Origin of the sequence: Streptomyces sp. NPDC058812 (assembly GCF_042744565.1) — a bacterium.
Taxonomy (GTDB): Bacteria; Actinomycetota; Actinomycetes; order Streptomycetales; family Streptomycetaceae; genus Streptomyces; species Streptomyces thinghirensis.
This window is the reverse complement of sequence record NZ_JBHYOB010000020.1, coordinates 37,452-54,256: the sequence shown is the minus strand read 5'-3', so window position 1 is coordinate 54,256 and position 16,805 is coordinate 37,452. Positions and strand designations below refer to the sequence as shown.

The window sequence follows — 16,805 nt, the reverse complement described above, 5'->3', positions numbered from 1 at the left end:
TGACTTAACGGGGCTCGATCCGGAACTGCGTGAAGGTGGCCGCGCCGGCGTCTCCCTGGCCGACGGGCGCGAGCGCGAACAGGCCGAGCAGGGCGCCGACCCAGCGCCACGGAGTGGCGGCGAAGACCTGGCCGGTGGGGCGCGGTCTGTCGCCGAGATCGTAGGAGAAGCGGCAGCGTGCCCCGGGGCCGGCCTCGATCCGCAGCCGTGCCCGGCCCTCGGGCGCGGGGCGGGGGTGGTCGGCGTCCCGGTCGGCCTCCGCCACCGACTCGGCGAACCGGTGCACCAGGCGCACGGTCCCGTCCGCGCCCCGCTGGAGCCCGATCCAGCGGTAGGCGTCGCCGAGCACCGCGAGCCCGGCCCGTGCGCCCGGCTCCTCGCTGTCCAGGCGCAGCTCCACCTCGATGGCCGCGGGGCCGCCGGGCAGCCGCTGCGTGAGCACGTTCGGCAGTCTGCGCAGGTCGTGCGCGTCGGCCGAGCGGACGCAGGCGAGGCGCAGCCCGTCCCCGGAGTGCTGGGTGGCCCAGCCGTCGCGGGGGTTGGCCGTCCACGACCACTGGCGGCCGAACCGTCCGCCGGGGAAGTCGTCGTCGGTCGCGGGCGCGGCGGGCGGCTGCGCTGGCAGCGCGGGGCGCGTGTGCTCGGTGACCGGGGCGCCGTCGTCGCCCAGGACCGGCCAGCCGTCCGTGCCCCACCTCATCGGCTGGAGGTGGACCACCCGCCCGTACGCGCCGCGCTGCTGGAAGTGCAGGAACCAGTCCTCGCCGGTCCCGGTGCGTACCCAGCCGCCCTGGTGGGGGCCGTTGACGTCGGTGTCCTTCTGCTCCAGGACGACCTTCTCCTCGTACGGCCCGAAGAAGCCGCGGGAGCGGAAGGCGCCCTGCCAGCCGGTCTCCACTCCCCCGGCGGGGGCCAGGATCCAGAACCAGCCGTCGTGCTTGTAGAGCTTGGGGCCCTCCAGGGTGAACCAGCCGGGGAGGCGGTCGGCGTCGACGATCACCTTGCCCTCGTCGAGGAGTCCGGTGCCGTCGGGGCGCATGCGGTGGCCGGTGAGACGGTTCTTGATGCCGGAGCGGGACCTGGCCCAGGCGTGCACGAGGTAGGCCTCGCCGGTCTCGTCGTCCCACAGGGGGCAGGCGTCGATCAGGCCCTGGCCGGCCTTGACCAGGTGGGGCGCGGTCCACGGGCCCCGGATGTCAGGGGCGTTGACCTGGAAGATCCCGTGGTCGGGGTCGCCCCAGAAGATCCAGAAGCGGCCCGCGTGGTGGCGCAGGGACGGGGCCCAGACGCCGCAGTCGTGACGGGGCGTCGCGAACGCCTCCGCCGGTTCCAGGCGGGTCAGGGCGTGCCCGACCAGGGTCCAGCCGACCAGGTCGCGGGAGTGCAGGAGCGGCAGGCCGGGGACGCGGCCGAAGCTGGACGCGGTCAGGTAGAAGTCGTCGCCGACGCGAAGCACGTCGGGGTCGGACCAGTCGGCGTTCAGGACGGGGTTGGTGTACGTCTCCGCGGTCTCGGGGGTGGTCTCGGGGGTCACGGGCTCACCGCCTTTCGTACGAGGGTTGCGGCGCCGTCGGCGTCGAGCCGGCCGTCGGCGACGACGGTGACGATCCGGCGGACGAGGGTGTCGCCGGGGGCTATCGCCGGCCGCTCGTCGTGGGCCAGGGAGGAACCCACGCCCGGGTACTCCTCGGTGCGCACGAACCACGGGTCGCGCCGGGTCTGCTCCGTGGCCCCCGCGAACACCAGCGTCCAGGTGTCGCCGGTCAGGGCGAGCCAGTCGGCGCGGGTGCCGTGGACCGCCCGCTCGCCCTCGCGGTCGGCGGTGAAGACCCGGGGGGCCGTGCTCTCCTTGCGGGCGCGCCAGAAGAAGCCGCCGTAGGCGGCGCCGGGGCGCCCGTTGGTGGCGGGGCTGCCGATGCTGAGCGGGTGCGGGGTGACGTTGGTGAGGGAGAAGGTGAAGTCCAGCGCCCAGGCGGTGGCGGTGGAACCGGTGGCGGCGGGTCCGGTGGCGGCGAGTTCGGTGGCCGCGACGGTGCGGCGCTCGCGCAGCAGCTCGCCGCCGGCGGCGACCCAGCGCAGCTCCTCGACGAAGCCGTCGGGGTCGCGGAGCTGGAAGGCGGCGTGCCGCTGCGAGCCGTGGTTGTCCAGCTCGGTCGGACCCCGGTCCCGCACGTAGGTGCGCCCGCCCCAGAAGTTGTGCCCCTCGACGTCGGGAACGGCGACACCGACGCCGAGGTGATGGAGGTGGTCGGCAGGGCTGAACTCGGTCACGGCCGTGCCGGCCAGGGTGGTGACGGGGTGCAGGTAGGGGCGCGGGGAGAGCCGGGCGGGCAGCTCGGGTCGGGTGACGTACCGGGCGACGGGGCGGCCCGCCACGCGCAGCACCGGGGAGTCGTTGCCGGTCATCGGGTGGTCACCTCGTTCAGCGGGCGCTCCGTGCGCGGTGCCCAGGGCGCGCCCAGCTCGGAGTAGAGGGAGAGGGTGTCGGCGGCGGCTGCCACCAGGCCGTCGATGCCGGGAACCACGCGGCGGCTCTCACCGGGGACGCGGCGCCAGGCGGCGTCGGGCAGCGGCTCCGGGTCGGGGGCCAGGCGGATCGCCTCCACGACCCGCATGAAGGCGCCCGTCTCGTCCGGCGGGACCAGCAGGGCGGCGCCGGTGGTGAGGTGTTCGACCAGGTTCTCCAGCAGGTCGGTGCGGCCGTGGTGGTACTCCTCGGGACCGTGGCCGCCGCGCTGGAGCAGGACGCGGTCCTGCTTGTACCAGAAGGTGACGCGGCCGCTGCTCCCGTGGACCAGGACGTACGGCTCGTCGGCCCGCTCGGCGCACAGGGTCGCGGCGACGGTGACGCGGTGCCCGCGCGCGGTGGTGATCCGCACGCAGGAGGTGTCGTCGGCCTCGATGTCGTTGGCGTGCGCCAGCTCGGTCTCGATGCCGGCGACGTCCTCGGCGCGGGTGGAGCCGCCGAGCGCGAGGGCGGTGGCGACGGCGTGCGCGAGGGGGTTGGTCAGCGCGCCGTCGATCACGTCGGCGCCGTCCAGCCGCCGCCGGCCCGACCAGGGCGCCCGGCGGAAGTAGGCCTCGTCGCGCACCCAGGCCCCGGCCCCGCCGATGCCCACCACCTCGCCGACCGCGCCCTGGGCGATCAGCTCGCGGACGGCCGGCACGGCGTGCGAGCCCAGCGACTGGAACCCGACCTGGCAGGCGACGCCGGCCTCGGCGACCCCGTCGGCCATCCGGCGGAACTCGGCGTACGAGGGTGCCGGGGGCTTCTCCAGCAGCAGGTGCACGCCTTTGCGGGCGGCGGTCAGGGCGAGGTCGGTGTGGGTGGGGATCGGCGTGCAGATCACGGCGATCCGGGCGCCGGTGGAGTCGAGCAGGGCGCCGAAGTCGGCGGACTGCTCGGGGAGTTCCCCGCCGGCCTCCTCCTGGGTCAGCGGGGTGAGTTCGCAGATGCCGGCCAGCCGGACGAGTCCCGCCCGCTCCAGGCGGCGGATGTTGGCGACGTGCCAGCGGCCGTGGCCGCGGGCGCCCGCCAGGACGACGGGCAGCGGTGTCCTCATCGAAGCCTCCCCGCGCCCGCACCCCTCGCCACCGCCCGGTCGGCCGCGGCGGCGCTCTCGACCTCGCCGTACAGGGTGGGCGTCCAGCCGACGTCGGCGGTCAGGTCGCGCTCGCTGCCCGAGTTGTAGGCGTTGTGGATGGCGAGCAGGTCGACCGGATAGCCGTTGAAGAGGGTGCCGCTCTGGTGCAGGGCGCTGCCGTTCCAGCTCTTGACCAGGTCGGCGGCCTCCACGTGGCCGGGCGTGGTGAAGGCGTTGTTCTCCGCGTAGAGGGCGGACTCGGTGCCGACGCCGAGGGAGTAGCGGTGGCCGGCGTCCCGGTCGTCGATCACGTACCGGTTGTTGTAGAGGTGCACCTGGCCGAAGCGGACGCGCGGGGCGCGCTGGGCGACGGACTCGAACTCGTTGTGGTGCAGGGTGACCCGGAGCCTGCCGCGGTCGCCGGTGGCCGAGTCGCTGTTGCCGATGAGCATCGCCTTGTCGTGGTCGGCGAACCGGCTCCACGAGACGGTGACCAGGTCGGACCCGTTGGTGATGTCGAGCAGGCCGTCGTGGCGCAGGTAGTTGCGGGCGAAGTGTGTGGGCTCCTTCCCGTCCGGGTGGCCCTTGTCGCTCGCGGTGACGTGGTCGATCCAGACGTGGGTGGCGCCGTTCAGCCAGAGGTTGTCGTACGCCGTCTTCCAGTCGCCGAGGCCACCGGTGTTGGGCTGCCAGGCGGGGAAGCAGTCGTAGGCGTCGCGGAGTTCGAGGTTGCGGACGATGACGTTGTCCGCGTTCTTCACCTGGAGGCTCGCGCCCTTGAGGACGGCGTCGTCGCCGAGGCCGATGAGGGTGGTGTTCGAACCGACGGGCAGCACGATCCGTTCGGCCTGCCGGGCGGCGGACGCCTTGCGGGCCTCCTCCTGCGGGCCGCTGGGCTTGGCCGGTCCCCAGGTGCGCGGGTCGTAGGCGGCCAGGTACCTCTTCAGGACGTAGCCGTCGGTGGCGTAGTCGGCGCAGTCCAGGCGGCGGCCGTCGTCGTCGGTGTTGGCGTCGATGGTCCCGGCGATCTTGATGATCTTCGGGGTGTCGCTGCCGCCGTCGAGGGCGCGGACGAGTCCGGCCCGGTCGGTCACGGTGTACACGTGGGTGTCGTCGGCGGCGGCGCCTCCGGTGGTGCCGCCTTCCGCCGCGGCCCATCCGTCGTTCGGGGCGAGGGTGTCGCGGCCGATGCCGTGGGTGGCGGGGCCGGCGCCACGGACGTCCTGGCCGGCGGCCGGAACGTCCTGACCGGTGGCCCGAACGTCCTGACCGGTGGCACGTGCGCCGTCGGCGTGCGCCGGCCCGCAGAGCAGGCTCAGCAGGGTGGCGGCCACGGCCGCCTGACGCAGTCTCATCCCTTGACCGCCCCCGCGCTGAAGCCGGTGATCAGCCACTTCTGGATGAAGGCGAACACGAGCACCACGGGCACGGCCGCGATGATGCCGCCGGCGGCGAGCGCGCCGAGGTCGACGCTGTCCGCGCTCATCAGGGTGTTGAGGCCGACCGGGATCGTCTGCTTGTCCTGGTTGTTGAGGAACATCAGGGCGAACAGGAAGTGGTTCCAGGAGTGCACGAAGGCGAAGGAGCCGACGGCGATCAGGCCCGGCCGCAGCAGCGGGAGGACGACGACCAGGAAGGCCCGCATCCGGCCGCAGCCGTCGACCCAGGCGGCCTCCTCCAGGGAGTACGGCACGTTCTTGATGAAGTTGCTGATCAGGATCATCGACAGCGGCAACTGGAAGACCGTCTCGGCGATGATGACGCTGCCGAGCGAGTTGATCATCTGGAGTTCGGCGAAGATCTCGAAGAGCGGGACCAGCAGCAGCGCGCCGGGCACGAACTGGGAGCAGAGCAGGGCGAGCATGAAGGCCCGCTTGATCTTGAAGTCGAACCGGGCGAGGGCGTAGCCGCCGGCCAGGGCGACGAGTGTGGTCATCACCAGGGTCGCGAGTCCGACGTACACGCTGTTCTCGAAGAAGGTGCCGAAGCTCCGGTCGGTCCACACCTTCTCGAAGTGCTCGAAGGTCATCGGCCAGGGCACGAGCGAGGTCGAGCCCGCCGGGCGCAGCGCGAAGAGCAGGATCCAGTAGAACGGGATCAGGGTGAAGACCAGGTAGACGCCGAGCGGGAGATAGATCTGCCAGCGGGGGACCTCGTCCCAGGCGGGGCGGCGCTTCTTCGCCTGCCGCGGCGGTTCGTGGTCGGCCGGCGCGGGCGCGGGGGCGGGCGCGGTGGCCTCCTTGGTGATCACTTGTTCTCGCCTCCGAACTTGCTCAGCCGCAGATAGACGATCGAGCAGAAGAGCAGGATCACGAACGCGACCGTGGTGAGGGCCGACGCGTAGCCGAAGTCGTGGGCGTCGACGCTGGTGTTGGCGATGTACAGCGGCAGTGTCGTGGTCACTCCCGCGGGTCCGCCGCCGGTCAGGGTGTAGAGCAGGTCCACGTTGTTGAACTCCCACACCGCGCGCAGCAGCGTGGACAGGATGATGGCGTCCTTCAGGTGCGGCAGAGTGATGTGCCAGAACTGCTTGATCCGGCTCGCCCCGTCGACCTCGGCGGCCTCGTACAGGTCCTTCGAGACGGACTGGAGGTCGGCGAGGATGAGGATCGCGAAGAAGGGGACGCCGCGCCACAGGTCGGCGACGACCGCCGCGGAGAACACGGTCGAGGTGTCCGACAGCCAGCTGGTGCCGTAGTCGCCGATGCCCATGTCGGCGAGGTAACGGGTGATGCCGGTCTGGGAGTTGTAGAGCAGCACCCAGATCGCGGAGGTCAGCACGCCGGAGACGGCCCACGGGGAGAAGACCAGGGCGCGCCCGATGCCCCGGCCCACGAAGGTCTGGTTGACGATGAGCGCCAGTGCCAGACCGAAGAGCAGTTGCAGCCCGACCTCGACGAAGACCCACTTGGCGCTGAAGACGAGGGTGTCCCAGAACATCGGGTCGTCGGTGAAGATCTTGACGAAGTTGTCGAAGCCCGCGAAGCCGTTCCGCCACGGCTTGGTGGGGTTGTACTCCTGCAGGCTGTAGTAGAAGACGCTGATGACCGGGTAGGCGATGAAGCCCAGCATCAGCAGGGCGGCCGGTGCGATCAGCAGGTACGGGAGCCTGCGCGGTGTGGCGGAGGTACGGCGCCGCCGGGGTGGCGCGGGCGGTTTCGCCACGGCTGCGGCTTGGGCCATGACAGTTCTCCGTTCTGGTACGTCGTGCGTGGGTGGTGCGTGGTCGCGCGGGAAGCGCTTTCTCGCCCGGCAGGGGTGTGCGCGGTTCTGCCGTGTGGTTCAGCCGGCGTACGGGTCCTGCACCTTGCCCGGGCGGGCCAGGAACTCGAAGTCGCAGCCGGTGTCGGCCTGGGTGATCTGTTCGTTGTAGAGCGCGCCGTAGCCCCGCTCGTAGCGGGCGGGCGGTGGTGTCCACGCGGCCCGGCGGCGCTCCAGCTCGTCGTCCTCCACGTGGAGCCGTAGGGAGCGGGCCTCGACGTCGAGGGTGATCGAGTCGCCGGTGCGCACCAGCGCCAGTGGTCCACCGACGTACGACTCGGGGGCCACGTGCAGGACGCACGCGCCGTAACTCGTGCCGCTCATCCGGGCGTCGGAGATCCGGACCATGTCCCGCACGCCCTGCTTGAGCAGGTGGTCGGGGATGGGCAGCATCCCGTACTCGGGCATGCCCGGTCCGCCCTTGGGGCCGGCGCCCCGCAGGACCAGCACACTGTCGGCGGTGATGTCCAGGGCCGGGTCGTTGATGGTGCGCTGCATCGTCCGGTAGTCGTCGAAGACGACCGCGGGGCCGGTGTGCTTGAGCAGGTGCGGCTCGGCGGCGATGTGCTTGATGACGGCGCCGTCGGGGCAGAGGTTGCCGCGCAGGACGGCGACCCCGCCCTCGGCCGCGACGGGGTTGTCGCGGGGCCGGATGACGTCGTCGTCGTGGACGAGGGCGCCGTCCAGCTGCTCCCGCATCGTGTCGTGCGCGACCGTGGGCCGGTCCAGGTGGAGCAGGTCCGGGATGCGGGAGAGGAAGCCGGGCAGACCGCCGGCGAAGTGGAAGTCCTCCATCAGGTACGTCTGTCCGCCGGGGCGGACGTTGGCCAGCACCGGGACCGTGCGGGCGATGCGGTCGAAGTCGTCGAGGGTGAGGGTGACTCCCGCGCGGCCCGCCATGGCGATCAGGTGGATCACGGCGTTGGTGGAGCCGCCGAGGCCGAGGACCGTGGTGACGGCGTCCTCGAAGGCGTCGGCCGTGAGGATGTCGCTCAGCTTGCGGTCCCGGTGGACCAGTTCGACGATGCGCAGTCCGGCCGCCGCCGCCATCCGGTCGTGTCCGGAGTCGACGGCCGGGATGCTGGAGGCGCCCGGGACCGTGACGCCGAGGGCCTCGGCGGCGGCGGTCAGCGTGGACGCCGTACCCATCGTCATGCAGTGGCCGGGCGAGCGCGCCAGGCCGCTCTCCAGCTCCTGCATCTCACAGTCGCCGATGAGGCCGGCCCGCTTGTCGTCCCAGTACTTCCACATGTCGGTGCCGGAGCCGAGGGTCTCGCCGCGCCAGTGTCCGGGGAGCATCGGGCCGGCGGGCACGAAGACGGCGGGCAGGTCGACGCTGGCGGCGCCCATGAGCAGCGCGGGCGTGGACTTGTCGCAGCCGCCCATCAGCACGGCGCCGTCGACCGGGTAGGAGCGCAGCAGCTCCTCGGTCTCCATCGCGAGCAGGTTGCGGTAGAGCATCGGGGTCGGCTTCTGGAAGGTCTCGCTGAGCGTGGAGACCGGGAACTCGAGCGGGAAGCCGCCCGCCTGCCAGACGCCCCGCTTGACCGCCTGGGCGCGGTCGCGCAGGTGGACGTGGCAGGGGTTGATGTCGGACCAGGTGTTGAGGATCGCGATGACCGGCTTGCCGAGGTGCTCCTCGGGCAGGTAGCCGAGCTGGCGGGTGCGGGCGCGGTGGCTGAAGGAGCGCAGGCCGTCGGTGCCGTACCACTGGTGGCTGCGGAGGTCCTCGGGGCGCTTGCGGCCGGTCGAGCCGGTCAGGTCGGTCATATCGACCACCCCGCGGCGATGGCGGCGACCTCGGCGCGCTCGTCCTCGGGCAGCGGCTTGCTCGGCGGGCGGACCTCCCTGCGGCACAGGCCCAGCGAGGCGAGGGCCTCCTTGACCACGGTGACGTTGTTGGCGGAGCCGTTGGCGGCGCGCAGCTCCTCGAAGCGGCGGATCTGCTCCCAGACCTTCATCGCGGCCGTGTAGTCGCCGGATCGCAGCGCTTCGATCATGTTCAGCGAGACGGCCGGGGCGACGTTCACAAGACCCGAGGTGAATCCGGTGGCGCCCGCGGAGAAGTACGAGGGCGCGTACGGTTCGGCCAGCCCCGCGACCCAGACGAAGCGGTCGAGGCCGGCGTCGCGGGCGAAGGCGGCGAACCTGGCGGCGTCCGGGACGGCGTACTTGACGCCGATGACGTTGGGGCAGGCGTCGGCGAGTTCGGCGAGGCGGGCGCCGGTGAGCTGTGGGTTGCGGATGTAGGGGACGACGCCCAGCGCGGGCACGGCCTCGGCGATGGCGCGGTGGTAGTCGACCCAGCCGCCCTGGGAGACGTAGGGGTGGACGGGCTGGTGGACCATCACCATGGAGGCGCCCAGGTCCCGGGCGTGCCGCGCGGAGGCGACCGCGGTCGGCACGTCGTGGCCGACGCCGACCAGGACCTCCGCGCGGTCGCCGGCCTCCTCGACCGTCAGCTCGGTGACGAGGCGGCGCTCGGCCGGGGTGAGGGCGTAGAACTCGCCGGTGTTGCCGTTCGGGGTGAGGGTCGTGATGCCACCGTCGAGGAGACGACGCAGCAGGGCCCGGTAGGTGGCGGGGTCGACGGTGCCGTCCTCGGCGAACGGGGTCACCGGGATCGCCACCACGTCGGCCAGGGCCGCCCGCTGGGTCTCGAACGTCGCTGTCATGCCTGACCGTCCTCTTCCTGGGCCGCCGTCCCCGCCTCGGGGAAGGCCCGCTCGACGAACGAAGCGATGTGCGCGTGCAGGGCGCGGGCCGCGCCGTCCGCGTCACCGGCGAGGGCGAGGCGCAGGATCTCCTGGTGCTCGCCGGCCTCCCGCTCCCAGGAGGGGTCGGCGGCCCAGGCGACGGCGGAGACGAGGGCCGCCTGGTCGCGGACCTCGTCGAGCATCCGGCCGAGCAGCGGGTTGCCGCACGGCACGTACAGGGCGCGGTGGAACTCCCGGTTGGCGAGCGACCGTTCGGCCGTGTCCGTGGCCTGGTCGGCGCGGGTCAGCGCGTCCCGGGCGGCCTCCAGGGTGGCGCCGCGGCGCACGGCGCGCCCCAGCGCCTCGGGCTCCAGGAGCAGCCGCACGTCGTAGACCTCGCGCGCCATGTCCGCGTCCACCATGCGCACGGTGACGCCCTTGTACTGGCTCATCACGACCAGTCCGGTACCGGCCAGCGTCTTGAGCGCCTCGCGCACCGGTGTCTTGGACACCCCGAACTGTGCGGCGAGGTCGGTCTCGACCAGGGCCTGGCCGGGCGTCAGCCGGCCGGTGAGGATGCGGCGTTTGATCTCCTCCAGCACGTACTGCGTGCGGGAGGGGATCGGCGTGGGCACAGAGGTCATGCGCGCCTCTCGGAATCTCGCGTCGGATGCGCGGGCCGGATGTCGCGTGTCGGACCCGGTGGGATCCCTCGCGTATCTGATCTCGCGTATCGCGTCTCATATATGACGTACGGAGTACGACGCGTTGAAGGTAAGAGGGGCGCGGAGCCACGTCAATGCTTCTGACAAAGGAAGTTGAGGTTGTGGTGCTGTCCCTACGCGGGCCGCGTCCAGCCGGGGTCGCGTCCGCTCAGGCCCACGGACCGGTCCAGCAGCGGGGCGCCGGCGGGGACGGCGACGACGGGACCGAACATGCCGGAGTCCCGGTCGGACTCCTCGGCGGACGCGGAGAGCAGGCCGTACGCCACCTGGAGAGCGGCCGGGTCGGGCTCGTACTCCTGGCCGGTCGCGCGGGCCAGGTCCCAGCCGTGGATCACCAGCTCGTCGGCGACGACGGCACCGGCGACCTCGCCGGGCAGGTCGATGCCGCCCGCCCGGGTCATGCCGGTCCAGGCCTGCGGCGCGCGCCACGCCTCGGCAAGCTCACCGAGCACCTTCGGCAGCTCCTCGCGCCAGCCGGGCCCGATGTCCGGCACGGTCGCTTCGGGGCTGGTGTCGGTGGTGGCGCCCAGGTCCTTGCGCGCGGCGTCGCGGAAGGCGATGGCCAGGCCGGTCAGATGGCCGAGCAGATTGCGGACCGCCAGGTCCGGGCACGGTGTCGGGTCGCCGAGCCGCGCGTCGCTCACGCCCTCGGCGAGGCGCGCCAGGACTCGCGCCTGCGGTCCGAGGTCGAGGGTGGTGGTGTCGTGGGTCATCGGTTGCTCCTCGGGAGGCATGGCCTGCGCTGTCGGAAGGTAGACCGATCACGGCCGCGAAACTCATCGGCCGCCGGGCCCGCTTCCAGGGCATCCGCCCGATGCCGGCCCGCCCGCCTTAGACCCACGATGGCCAGGCATGACGGCAAGGATCACACATACGAGGAAGACGACGCGCGGGGACTGGCCCGTGGCCCGCGTCCTGCGCGACCGCGACGCGGGCCTGTATCTCGCCGGGGCGGTGGTGTCCGGCTTCGGCACCTCGGCGCTGTGGCTGGCGTCCGGCGTCTGGGTGAAGGACCTCACCGGCTCGGACGGACTCGCGGCGCTGTGCATGCTCGCGATGTGGGCGCCGACGCTGGTGGGCCCGGCGCTGGGCACGCTCGCCGACCGCGTCCGCCGCAAGCCGCTGCTGATCGCCACGAACCTGCTGTTGGCCGGCCTCCTGCTCTCCCTCTTCGCGGTGGACTCGCCGGACACGCTGTGGCTGCTGTTCGCGGTGCTGTTCGTGTACGGCGCGGCGGGCGTCGTCCACGACGCGGCCGAGTCGGCGCTCGTCGCCGCCGTCATCGCCCCTCGCCTGCTCGGCGACTTCAACGGGCTGCGCATGACCGCGGGCGAGGGCATGAAGCTGGTGGCGCCGCTGGCGGGGGCGGGCGTCTACGCGGCGTACGGCGGCGCGAGCGTGGCGGCGCTGGACGCGGCGACGTTCGTGCTGGCCACGGGGTTGTACGCGGCTCTGCGGGTACGGGAGGCACCGCCGCGGCGGCCCGCGGTGAACTGGCGGCGGCGCACGGCCGAGGGCGCGCGGTACCTGTGGGGGCACCCGCGCCTGCGCCCGCTCGTCGTCGCGGGCGGCGTCATGATGCTGTGCGCGGGCGTCTGCGGGCCCACGCTGTACGCCGTGGTCGACGCGCTGGGGCACTCCCCCACGTACGCCGGTGTGCTGTACGCCCTCCAGGGCGCCGGCTCGGTGGCGGCCGGCCTGCTGGCCGGGCCCGCCCTGCGGCGACTGGGCGAGCGGCGGTTCGCGGCGGCCGGGATCGCGCTGCTGGCGGTGGCGGTGGCGGCGCGGGCCGTTCCCCACGACGCGGTGGCGCTGGTGTCCGGCGCGGCGGCCGGAGCGGGGATGCCCGCGGTGCTGATCGCCGCCCTGACCGCCGTCCAGCACGAGACGCCGGGACCGCTGCTGGGCCGGGCCACGGCGACGGCCAACTCCCTGATCTTCGTACCGAACGTGCTCGGACTGGCGGTCGGCGCGGCCCTGGTGGAACTGGCCGACCTCCGGCTGCTGCTACCCGCCCTGGGGGCCGTACTGCTGGCGACGGCGGTACCGCTCGCCCGACGACCGGCGAACACCGATACCGTCGCCTCCGGGCCGCCGCCGACCACCGACCCGGCATGAGTCGGCCACCGGCCCGGCATGAGTCGGCCACCGACCCGGCATGAGTCGGCCACCGGCCCGGCATGAGTCGGCCACCGGCCCGGCATGAGACGCCCGGGCCCCGCCGCACTCACCTCACCTCGCCTCGGCACGCTCACCACACCAGACCACACCGCACACCACACGGCACTCACCGCCCCGCAAGCCCCGCCCGTACCGCCTCCAGGTCACCGTCCGACGCCAGCCCGGCGTGGTAGAGCCGCAGTTCCGTCGCGCCCAGCTCACGGGCGCGTGCCGCGTCCTGGGCGAGCGCGTCCGGTCTGCCGCCCATGCCGGAGACCACGGTGAGGTTGGCCGCGAGTACGGCCCCGGCGCGGTCCTGCTCGGCGAACGGCGTCAGCAGGCCCGCGCCCCCCGTGCAGGGCACGACCACGCCGTCCGCGACGGACAGGATGTGCGCGGGGTCGACGCCGGCGTTGGCGCCGCAGTGGTAGGAGACCGGGTCGGCGTGCAGCAGGACCCGGAAGCCGCCGGGCGCGGCGGCGCGTACGGCCGCGATCGCCGCCTCCTGGAGCGTGCGGGCGGTCTCGTCCCGCCACGCGCGCGTGGCGTTCGCCGACGCCTCGCCGAGCAGCTTCTCCACGCCCGCCCAGCCCCCGTCCGACGGCACCGCTCCCCGCCACACCGGTTCGAGCGCGGCGCGTACGGCGGCGGCCAGTTCGCCGGGGTCGAGGCCCTGCCCGCCGTAGCCCGCCCGGCAGTCCGGGCAGAAGCACAGCGACATCAGGTACTGCCCGGCGTCCCCGAGGCCGACTCCGCCGGTCTTGTCGTGGGCGTGCAGGTGGGCGAGGCCGTACCAGCCGAGGGACTCCAGTTCGGTGCCGCGCGCCCCCGGCCGTACCGCCGCCTCGGCGGCCAGGCCGGTGAGGTACGCGCGCGTGGCGGGCTGCGCGATACAGGGCGCCCATGGGTAGCGGTCGCCGTAGGCGTTGACGACGGACGTATGCGGACGCTCGGCGCCGAGGCGGGAGTTGTGGGCGAGGACGACCCAGGTGTGCACTTCCAGGCCCACGCCCGCGAGGGCGGCGGCGGCCTCGCCCCAGGCGTCACCGGGCGCCCAGTCCCCGGCCTCGTACGGGCGCAGGTCCCGTCCCTCCCAGCGGGCGCCCGGCGGGTAGAGGACGGCGGCGTACTCGGCGGTGACGACGCGGTGGCGCGGGTGGCGGGGGGTGAGGGCGCGGGTGGAGTGGTAGGCGGCGGCGAGCGTCACCTGCTCGACGCCGGTCCCGGCGATGCACTCCGCCGCCGCCGGGTCCCCGTTGACGTCCCAGGGGTAGACGAATGCCGACGCCTTCACTTGGGGCCCTCCTCGTCCAGCAGCGCGTATCCCCGCTCGATCACCTGGGCCAGTTGCTTCACATGGTCCTCGGTCGGCTCCTGCAACGGCGGCCGCACCTCCCCCACGTCCAGCCCGCGCAGCCGTACGCCCGCCTTGACCAGGGCGACGGCGTACCCGCGGCCCCGTGCGCGCAGTTCGACGAACGGCCGGTAGAAGCCGTCCAGCAGGCGGTGCGCGACGGCGTCGTCGCCCGAGCGGAGCGCCCGGTGGAAGGCGAGGGCCAGCTCGGGGGCGAAGCAGAACACGGCGGACGAGTAGAGGGTGACGCCGATCGCGCGGTAGGCGAGCTGGGTCTGCTCGGCGGTCGGCAGCCCGTTGAAGTAGAGGAAGCCGTCGTCTCCGGGCGCCTCCCCGTCGCCGGGCACCTCGGTGCGCACGGCGCTGACGATCCGCTGCATGAGGTCGAGGTCGCCGAGCCCGTCCTTGAGGCCCACGATCCCGTCCGTGCGGGCCAGTTCGACCACGCTCTCCGGCGTGAACACGGCGTTGTCGCGCTGGTAGACGATCACCGGCAGGGAGGCCGCGGCGGCCACCTCCCGGTAGTGCCGCAGCAGTCCCTCCTGCCCGGCGAGCACCAGGTACGGCGGCATGGCGAGCAGCCCGTCGGCCCCGGCCTCCTCGGCGAGGCGGGCGTAGCGCACGGCGAGGGCGGTGCCGTAGCCCGCGCCCGCCAGGACGGGCACCCGCCCCGCGGTCTCCTCGACGGCCGCCCGGACGCAGGCCTGGAACTCCTCCGGGGTGAGCGCGTGGAACTCGCCGGTGCCGCAGCAGGCGAACACGGCGGCGGCTCCGGCCTCGACCCCGCGGCGCACGTGCGTGCGGTAGACGGCGAGGTCGACCTCGCCGTCGGGGCCGTAGGCCGTGACGGGGAAGAACAGCGGACCGCTGGGTGTGGTGAGCCGGGCGGCGAGAGGGGCTGAGGTCACGGGCGCTCCCCATTCCATAGGTAAGGTCTGCGTCATACGCGTGCTTCACACTCATGATCTGTGTCTACATTTCTGAACGCGACCACGTTAAGCCGCCCTGTGAACACCGTCAAGCAGGCCGCCTCTTGACGGGCCACCACCGGTTCTTTAGCGTGTCCACGCATATGAACGCCAGGCGCCCATACGCACGTCTAGGCACGGCTGGCGATTCAGGAGACCCACAGGAGACCTAGGAGTCCCGAGGATGCCCGCTCCCCGCACCGTCCTGCTCACCGGCGCCGCCGGCGGCCTCGGCACCCTGATGCGGGACCTGCTCCCCGACCACGGGTACACGCTGCGCCTGCTCGACCTGCGCCCGATCGAGGGCGAGCCGGACGCGGTGGTCGCCGACCTCGCCGACCGGGCGGCCGTGCGCGAGGCGGTCCGGGGCGTCGATGCGATCATCCACCTCGCGGGCATCTCCCTGGAAGCCCCGTTCGAGAAGATCCTGAAGGCCAACATCGAGGGGACGTACAACCTCTACGAGGCCGCCCGCGAGGAAGGCATCGGACGTATCGTCTTCGCCTCCTCCAACCACGCCGTCGGCTACACCCCGCGCCCCCAGGGTGACGACCCCCTCATCCCGGTCGACACCCCGCGCCGCCCGGACACCTTCTACGGCCTGTCCAAGTCCTTCGGCGAGGATCTCGCCCAGTTCTACTGGGACAAGCACGGCATGGAGACCGTCTCGGTCCGCATCGGTTCCTGCTTCCCCGAGCCGACCAGCGTGCGCATGCTCTCGGTGTGGATGAGCCCCGCCGACGGCGCCCGCCTCTTCCACGCCGCCCTGACCGCGGAGAACGTCGGGCACACCGTCGTCCACGGCTCCTCCGCCAACACCCGCCTGTGGTGGGACCTCACCTCCGCGCGGGCGCTCGGTTACGAACCGCGGGACGACTCCGAGCCGTACGCCGAGAAGCTCGTCGCCGAGCAGGGCGACCTCGACCCGGACAATCCGGCGCACGCCCGCCTCGGCGGCCACTTCGTGACCGACCCCCCGATCTGGCCGTACTGACCGGAACCGATCGATCACGAGGCGGGCGGGCACCGAACGGGCCCGCCCGCTTCCGCATGCGGGCATCCGCAGTGCCCGTTCTCACGCCCCGCCCCGCCGCGTTCCAGGTCCGCGACGGGCACCCGGCGACCGGAACGGGCACAAGCGGGCAGTATCGGGTCCGCAACAGGCCTGGTCAGTGCCGCACGGCCGCTGTAGAAATTCCCCCATGGCCCCCACGGGCCCGAACGGGCAAGGACACGGCGACAAGGCGGTGAGGCAGGTGTTCGGCATGGGCACGAGGACGGCGGAAGAACGCCGGCACGAGATCGTGCGGGTCGCCCGCGCCACCGGCTCGGTCGACGTCACCGCGCTCGCGGCCGACCTGGGCGTCGCCAAGGAGACCGTACGACGGGATCTGCGCGCTCTGGAGGACCACGGCCTGGTCCGCCGCACCCACGGGGGCGCCTATCCCGTGGAGAGCGCCGGGTTCGAGACGACGCTCGCCTTCCGCGCCACCAGCCACGTGCCCGAGAAGCGCCGGGTCGCCGCAGCGGCGGCCGAACTGCTCGGCGACGCGGAGACGGTCTTCGTCGACGAGGGCTTCACTCCCCGGCTCATCGCCGAGGCCCTGCCCCGGGACCGGCCGCTGACCGTGGTCACCGCGTCCCTGCCGGTCGCCGGCGCGCTCGCCGAGGCGGGCGACACCTCCGTCCTGCTGCTCGGCGGCCGGGTCCGCTCGGGCACGCTGGCCACCGTCGACCACTGGACGACGAAGATGCTGGCCGGCTTCGTCATCGACCTGGCGTACATCGGTGCCAACGGCATCTCCCGCGAACACGGCCTCACCACCCCCGACCCGGCGGTCAGCGAGGTCAAGACCCAGGCGATCCGCGCCGCCCGCCGCACCGTCTTCGCGGGCACGCACACCAAGTTCGGGGCGGTCAGCTTCTGCCGGTTCGCGGAGGTCGGCGCCCTGGAGGCGATCGTCACCAGCACACTGCTGCCCACGGCCGAGGCCCACCGCTACTCGCTGCTCGGGCCGCAGGTCATCCGCGTCTGAGAAGCCGACTCCCTCCCCGCA

The 16,805-nt window shown here is 73.0% G+C and carries 15 protein-coding genes; 3 read left to right on the top strand and 12 right to left on the bottom strand.

Translation table 11 applies throughout. The features are described from left to right. Window positions 1-4 precede the first annotated feature (4 nt). From ACFW48_RS31375 to ACFW48_RS31330, 10 genes are all read right to left on the bottom strand, one after another. The gene (locus ACFW48_RS31375; protein ID WP_386320585.1) at window positions 5-1,534 is read right to left on the bottom strand and encodes a family 43 glycosylhydrolase; all 1,530 of its coding nucleotides are present in this window, start codon (window positions 1,532-1,534) and stop codon (window positions 5-7) included. Next, on the bottom strand, window positions 1,531-2,406 hold the full coding sequence (locus ACFW48_RS31370) for a PmoA family protein (protein WP_386320583.1): 876 nt from the start codon (window positions 2,404-2,406) through the stop codon (window positions 1,531-1,533). Before ACFW48_RS31370 ends, ACFW48_RS31375 begins: the two co-directional genes overlap by 4 nt. After that, window positions 2,403-3,563, bottom strand: a complete 1,161-nt coding sequence (locus ACFW48_RS31365; RefSeq protein WP_386320581.1) for a Gfo/Idh/MocA family protein — start codon at window positions 3,561-3,563, stop codon at window positions 2,403-2,405. Before ACFW48_RS31365 ends, ACFW48_RS31370 begins: the two co-directional genes overlap by 4 nt. Continuing rightward, window positions 3,560-4,939, bottom strand: coding sequence for a polysaccharide lyase family 1 protein (locus ACFW48_RS31360; RefSeq protein ID WP_386320580.1), 1,380 nt, complete (start codon window positions 4,937-4,939; stop codon window positions 3,560-3,562). The genes ACFW48_RS31365 and ACFW48_RS31360 overlap by 4 nt, the downstream gene beginning before the upstream one ends. Beyond that, a complete protein-coding gene (locus tag ACFW48_RS31355; RefSeq protein WP_386320579.1) occupies window positions 4,936-5,835 on the bottom strand; it encodes a carbohydrate ABC transporter permease in 900 nt (299 codons plus the stop codon). Before ACFW48_RS31355 ends, ACFW48_RS31360 begins: the two co-directional genes overlap by 4 nt. Then, a complete protein-coding gene (locus ACFW48_RS31350) occupies window positions 5,832-6,767 on the bottom strand; it encodes a carbohydrate ABC transporter permease (RefSeq protein ID WP_386320576.1) in 936 nt (311 codons plus the stop codon). Before ACFW48_RS31350 ends, ACFW48_RS31355 begins: the two co-directional genes overlap by 4 nt. Before the next feature lie 99 nt (window positions 6,768-6,866). After that, window positions 6,867-8,615: an L-arabinonate dehydratase gene (gene araD / locus ACFW48_RS31345; RefSeq protein ID WP_386320574.1), complete on the bottom strand. Its 1,749-nt coding sequence runs from the start codon at window positions 8,613-8,615 to the stop codon at window positions 6,867-6,869. Beyond that, the gene (locus ACFW48_RS31340; protein ID WP_386320571.1) at window positions 8,612-9,520 is read right to left on the bottom strand and encodes a dihydrodipicolinate synthase family protein; all 909 of its coding nucleotides are present in this window, start codon (window positions 9,518-9,520) and stop codon (window positions 8,612-8,614) included. Before ACFW48_RS31340 ends, araD begins: the two co-directional genes overlap by 4 nt. Continuing rightward, window positions 9,517-10,185 (bottom strand): GntR family transcriptional regulator, encoded by a 669-nt coding sequence (locus ACFW48_RS31335; protein ID WP_386320568.1) that lies wholly within the window; start codon window positions 10,183-10,185, stop codon window positions 9,517-9,519. The genes ACFW48_RS31340 and ACFW48_RS31335 overlap by 4 nt, the downstream gene beginning before the upstream one ends. 194 nt (window positions 10,186-10,379) lie before the next feature. Beyond that, window positions 10,380-10,979, bottom strand: a complete 600-nt coding sequence (locus ACFW48_RS31330; protein ID WP_386320565.1) for a TIGR03086 family metal-binding protein — start codon at window positions 10,977-10,979, stop codon at window positions 10,380-10,382. Window positions 10,980-11,118: 139 nt separating this feature from the next. Between ACFW48_RS31330 and ACFW48_RS31325 the strand changes: the two genes are divergently transcribed. Then, entirely contained in the window at window positions 11,119-12,384 is a 1,266-nt protein-coding gene (locus ACFW48_RS31325) for an MFS transporter (RefSeq protein WP_386320563.1), read from the top strand. A 169-nt stretch (window positions 12,385-12,553) separates the two neighbouring features. Here ACFW48_RS31325 and ACFW48_RS31320 read toward each other — a convergent pair whose 3' ends face one another. Both ACFW48_RS31320 and ACFW48_RS31315 read right to left on the bottom strand, forming a co-directional pair. After that, window positions 12,554-13,720, bottom strand: coding sequence for a hypothetical protein (locus tag ACFW48_RS31320; protein ID WP_386320560.1), 1,167 nt, complete (start codon window positions 13,718-13,720; stop codon window positions 12,554-12,556). After that, window positions 13,717-14,688 (bottom strand): 5-dehydro-4-deoxyglucarate dehydratase, encoded by a 972-nt coding sequence (locus ACFW48_RS31315; RefSeq protein ID WP_386320557.1) that lies wholly within the window; start codon window positions 14,686-14,688, stop codon window positions 13,717-13,719. Before ACFW48_RS31315 ends, ACFW48_RS31320 begins: the two co-directional genes overlap by 4 nt. Window positions 14,689-14,932: 244 nt before the next feature. On the opposite strand from ACFW48_RS31315, the gene ACFW48_RS31310 reads away from it, so the two are divergent. Both ACFW48_RS31310 and ACFW48_RS31305 read left to right on the top strand, forming a co-directional pair. Next, a complete protein-coding gene (locus tag ACFW48_RS31310; protein ID WP_386320554.1) occupies window positions 14,933-15,742 on the top strand; it encodes an NAD-dependent epimerase/dehydratase family protein in 810 nt (269 codons plus the stop codon). A gap of 271 nt (window positions 15,743-16,013) precedes the next feature. Next, window positions 16,014-16,784: a DeoR/GlpR family DNA-binding transcription regulator gene (locus ACFW48_RS31305; protein WP_386320824.1), complete on the top strand. Its 771-nt coding sequence runs from the start codon at window positions 16,014-16,016 to the stop codon at window positions 16,782-16,784. Window positions 16,785-16,805: the final 21 nt, after the last annotated feature.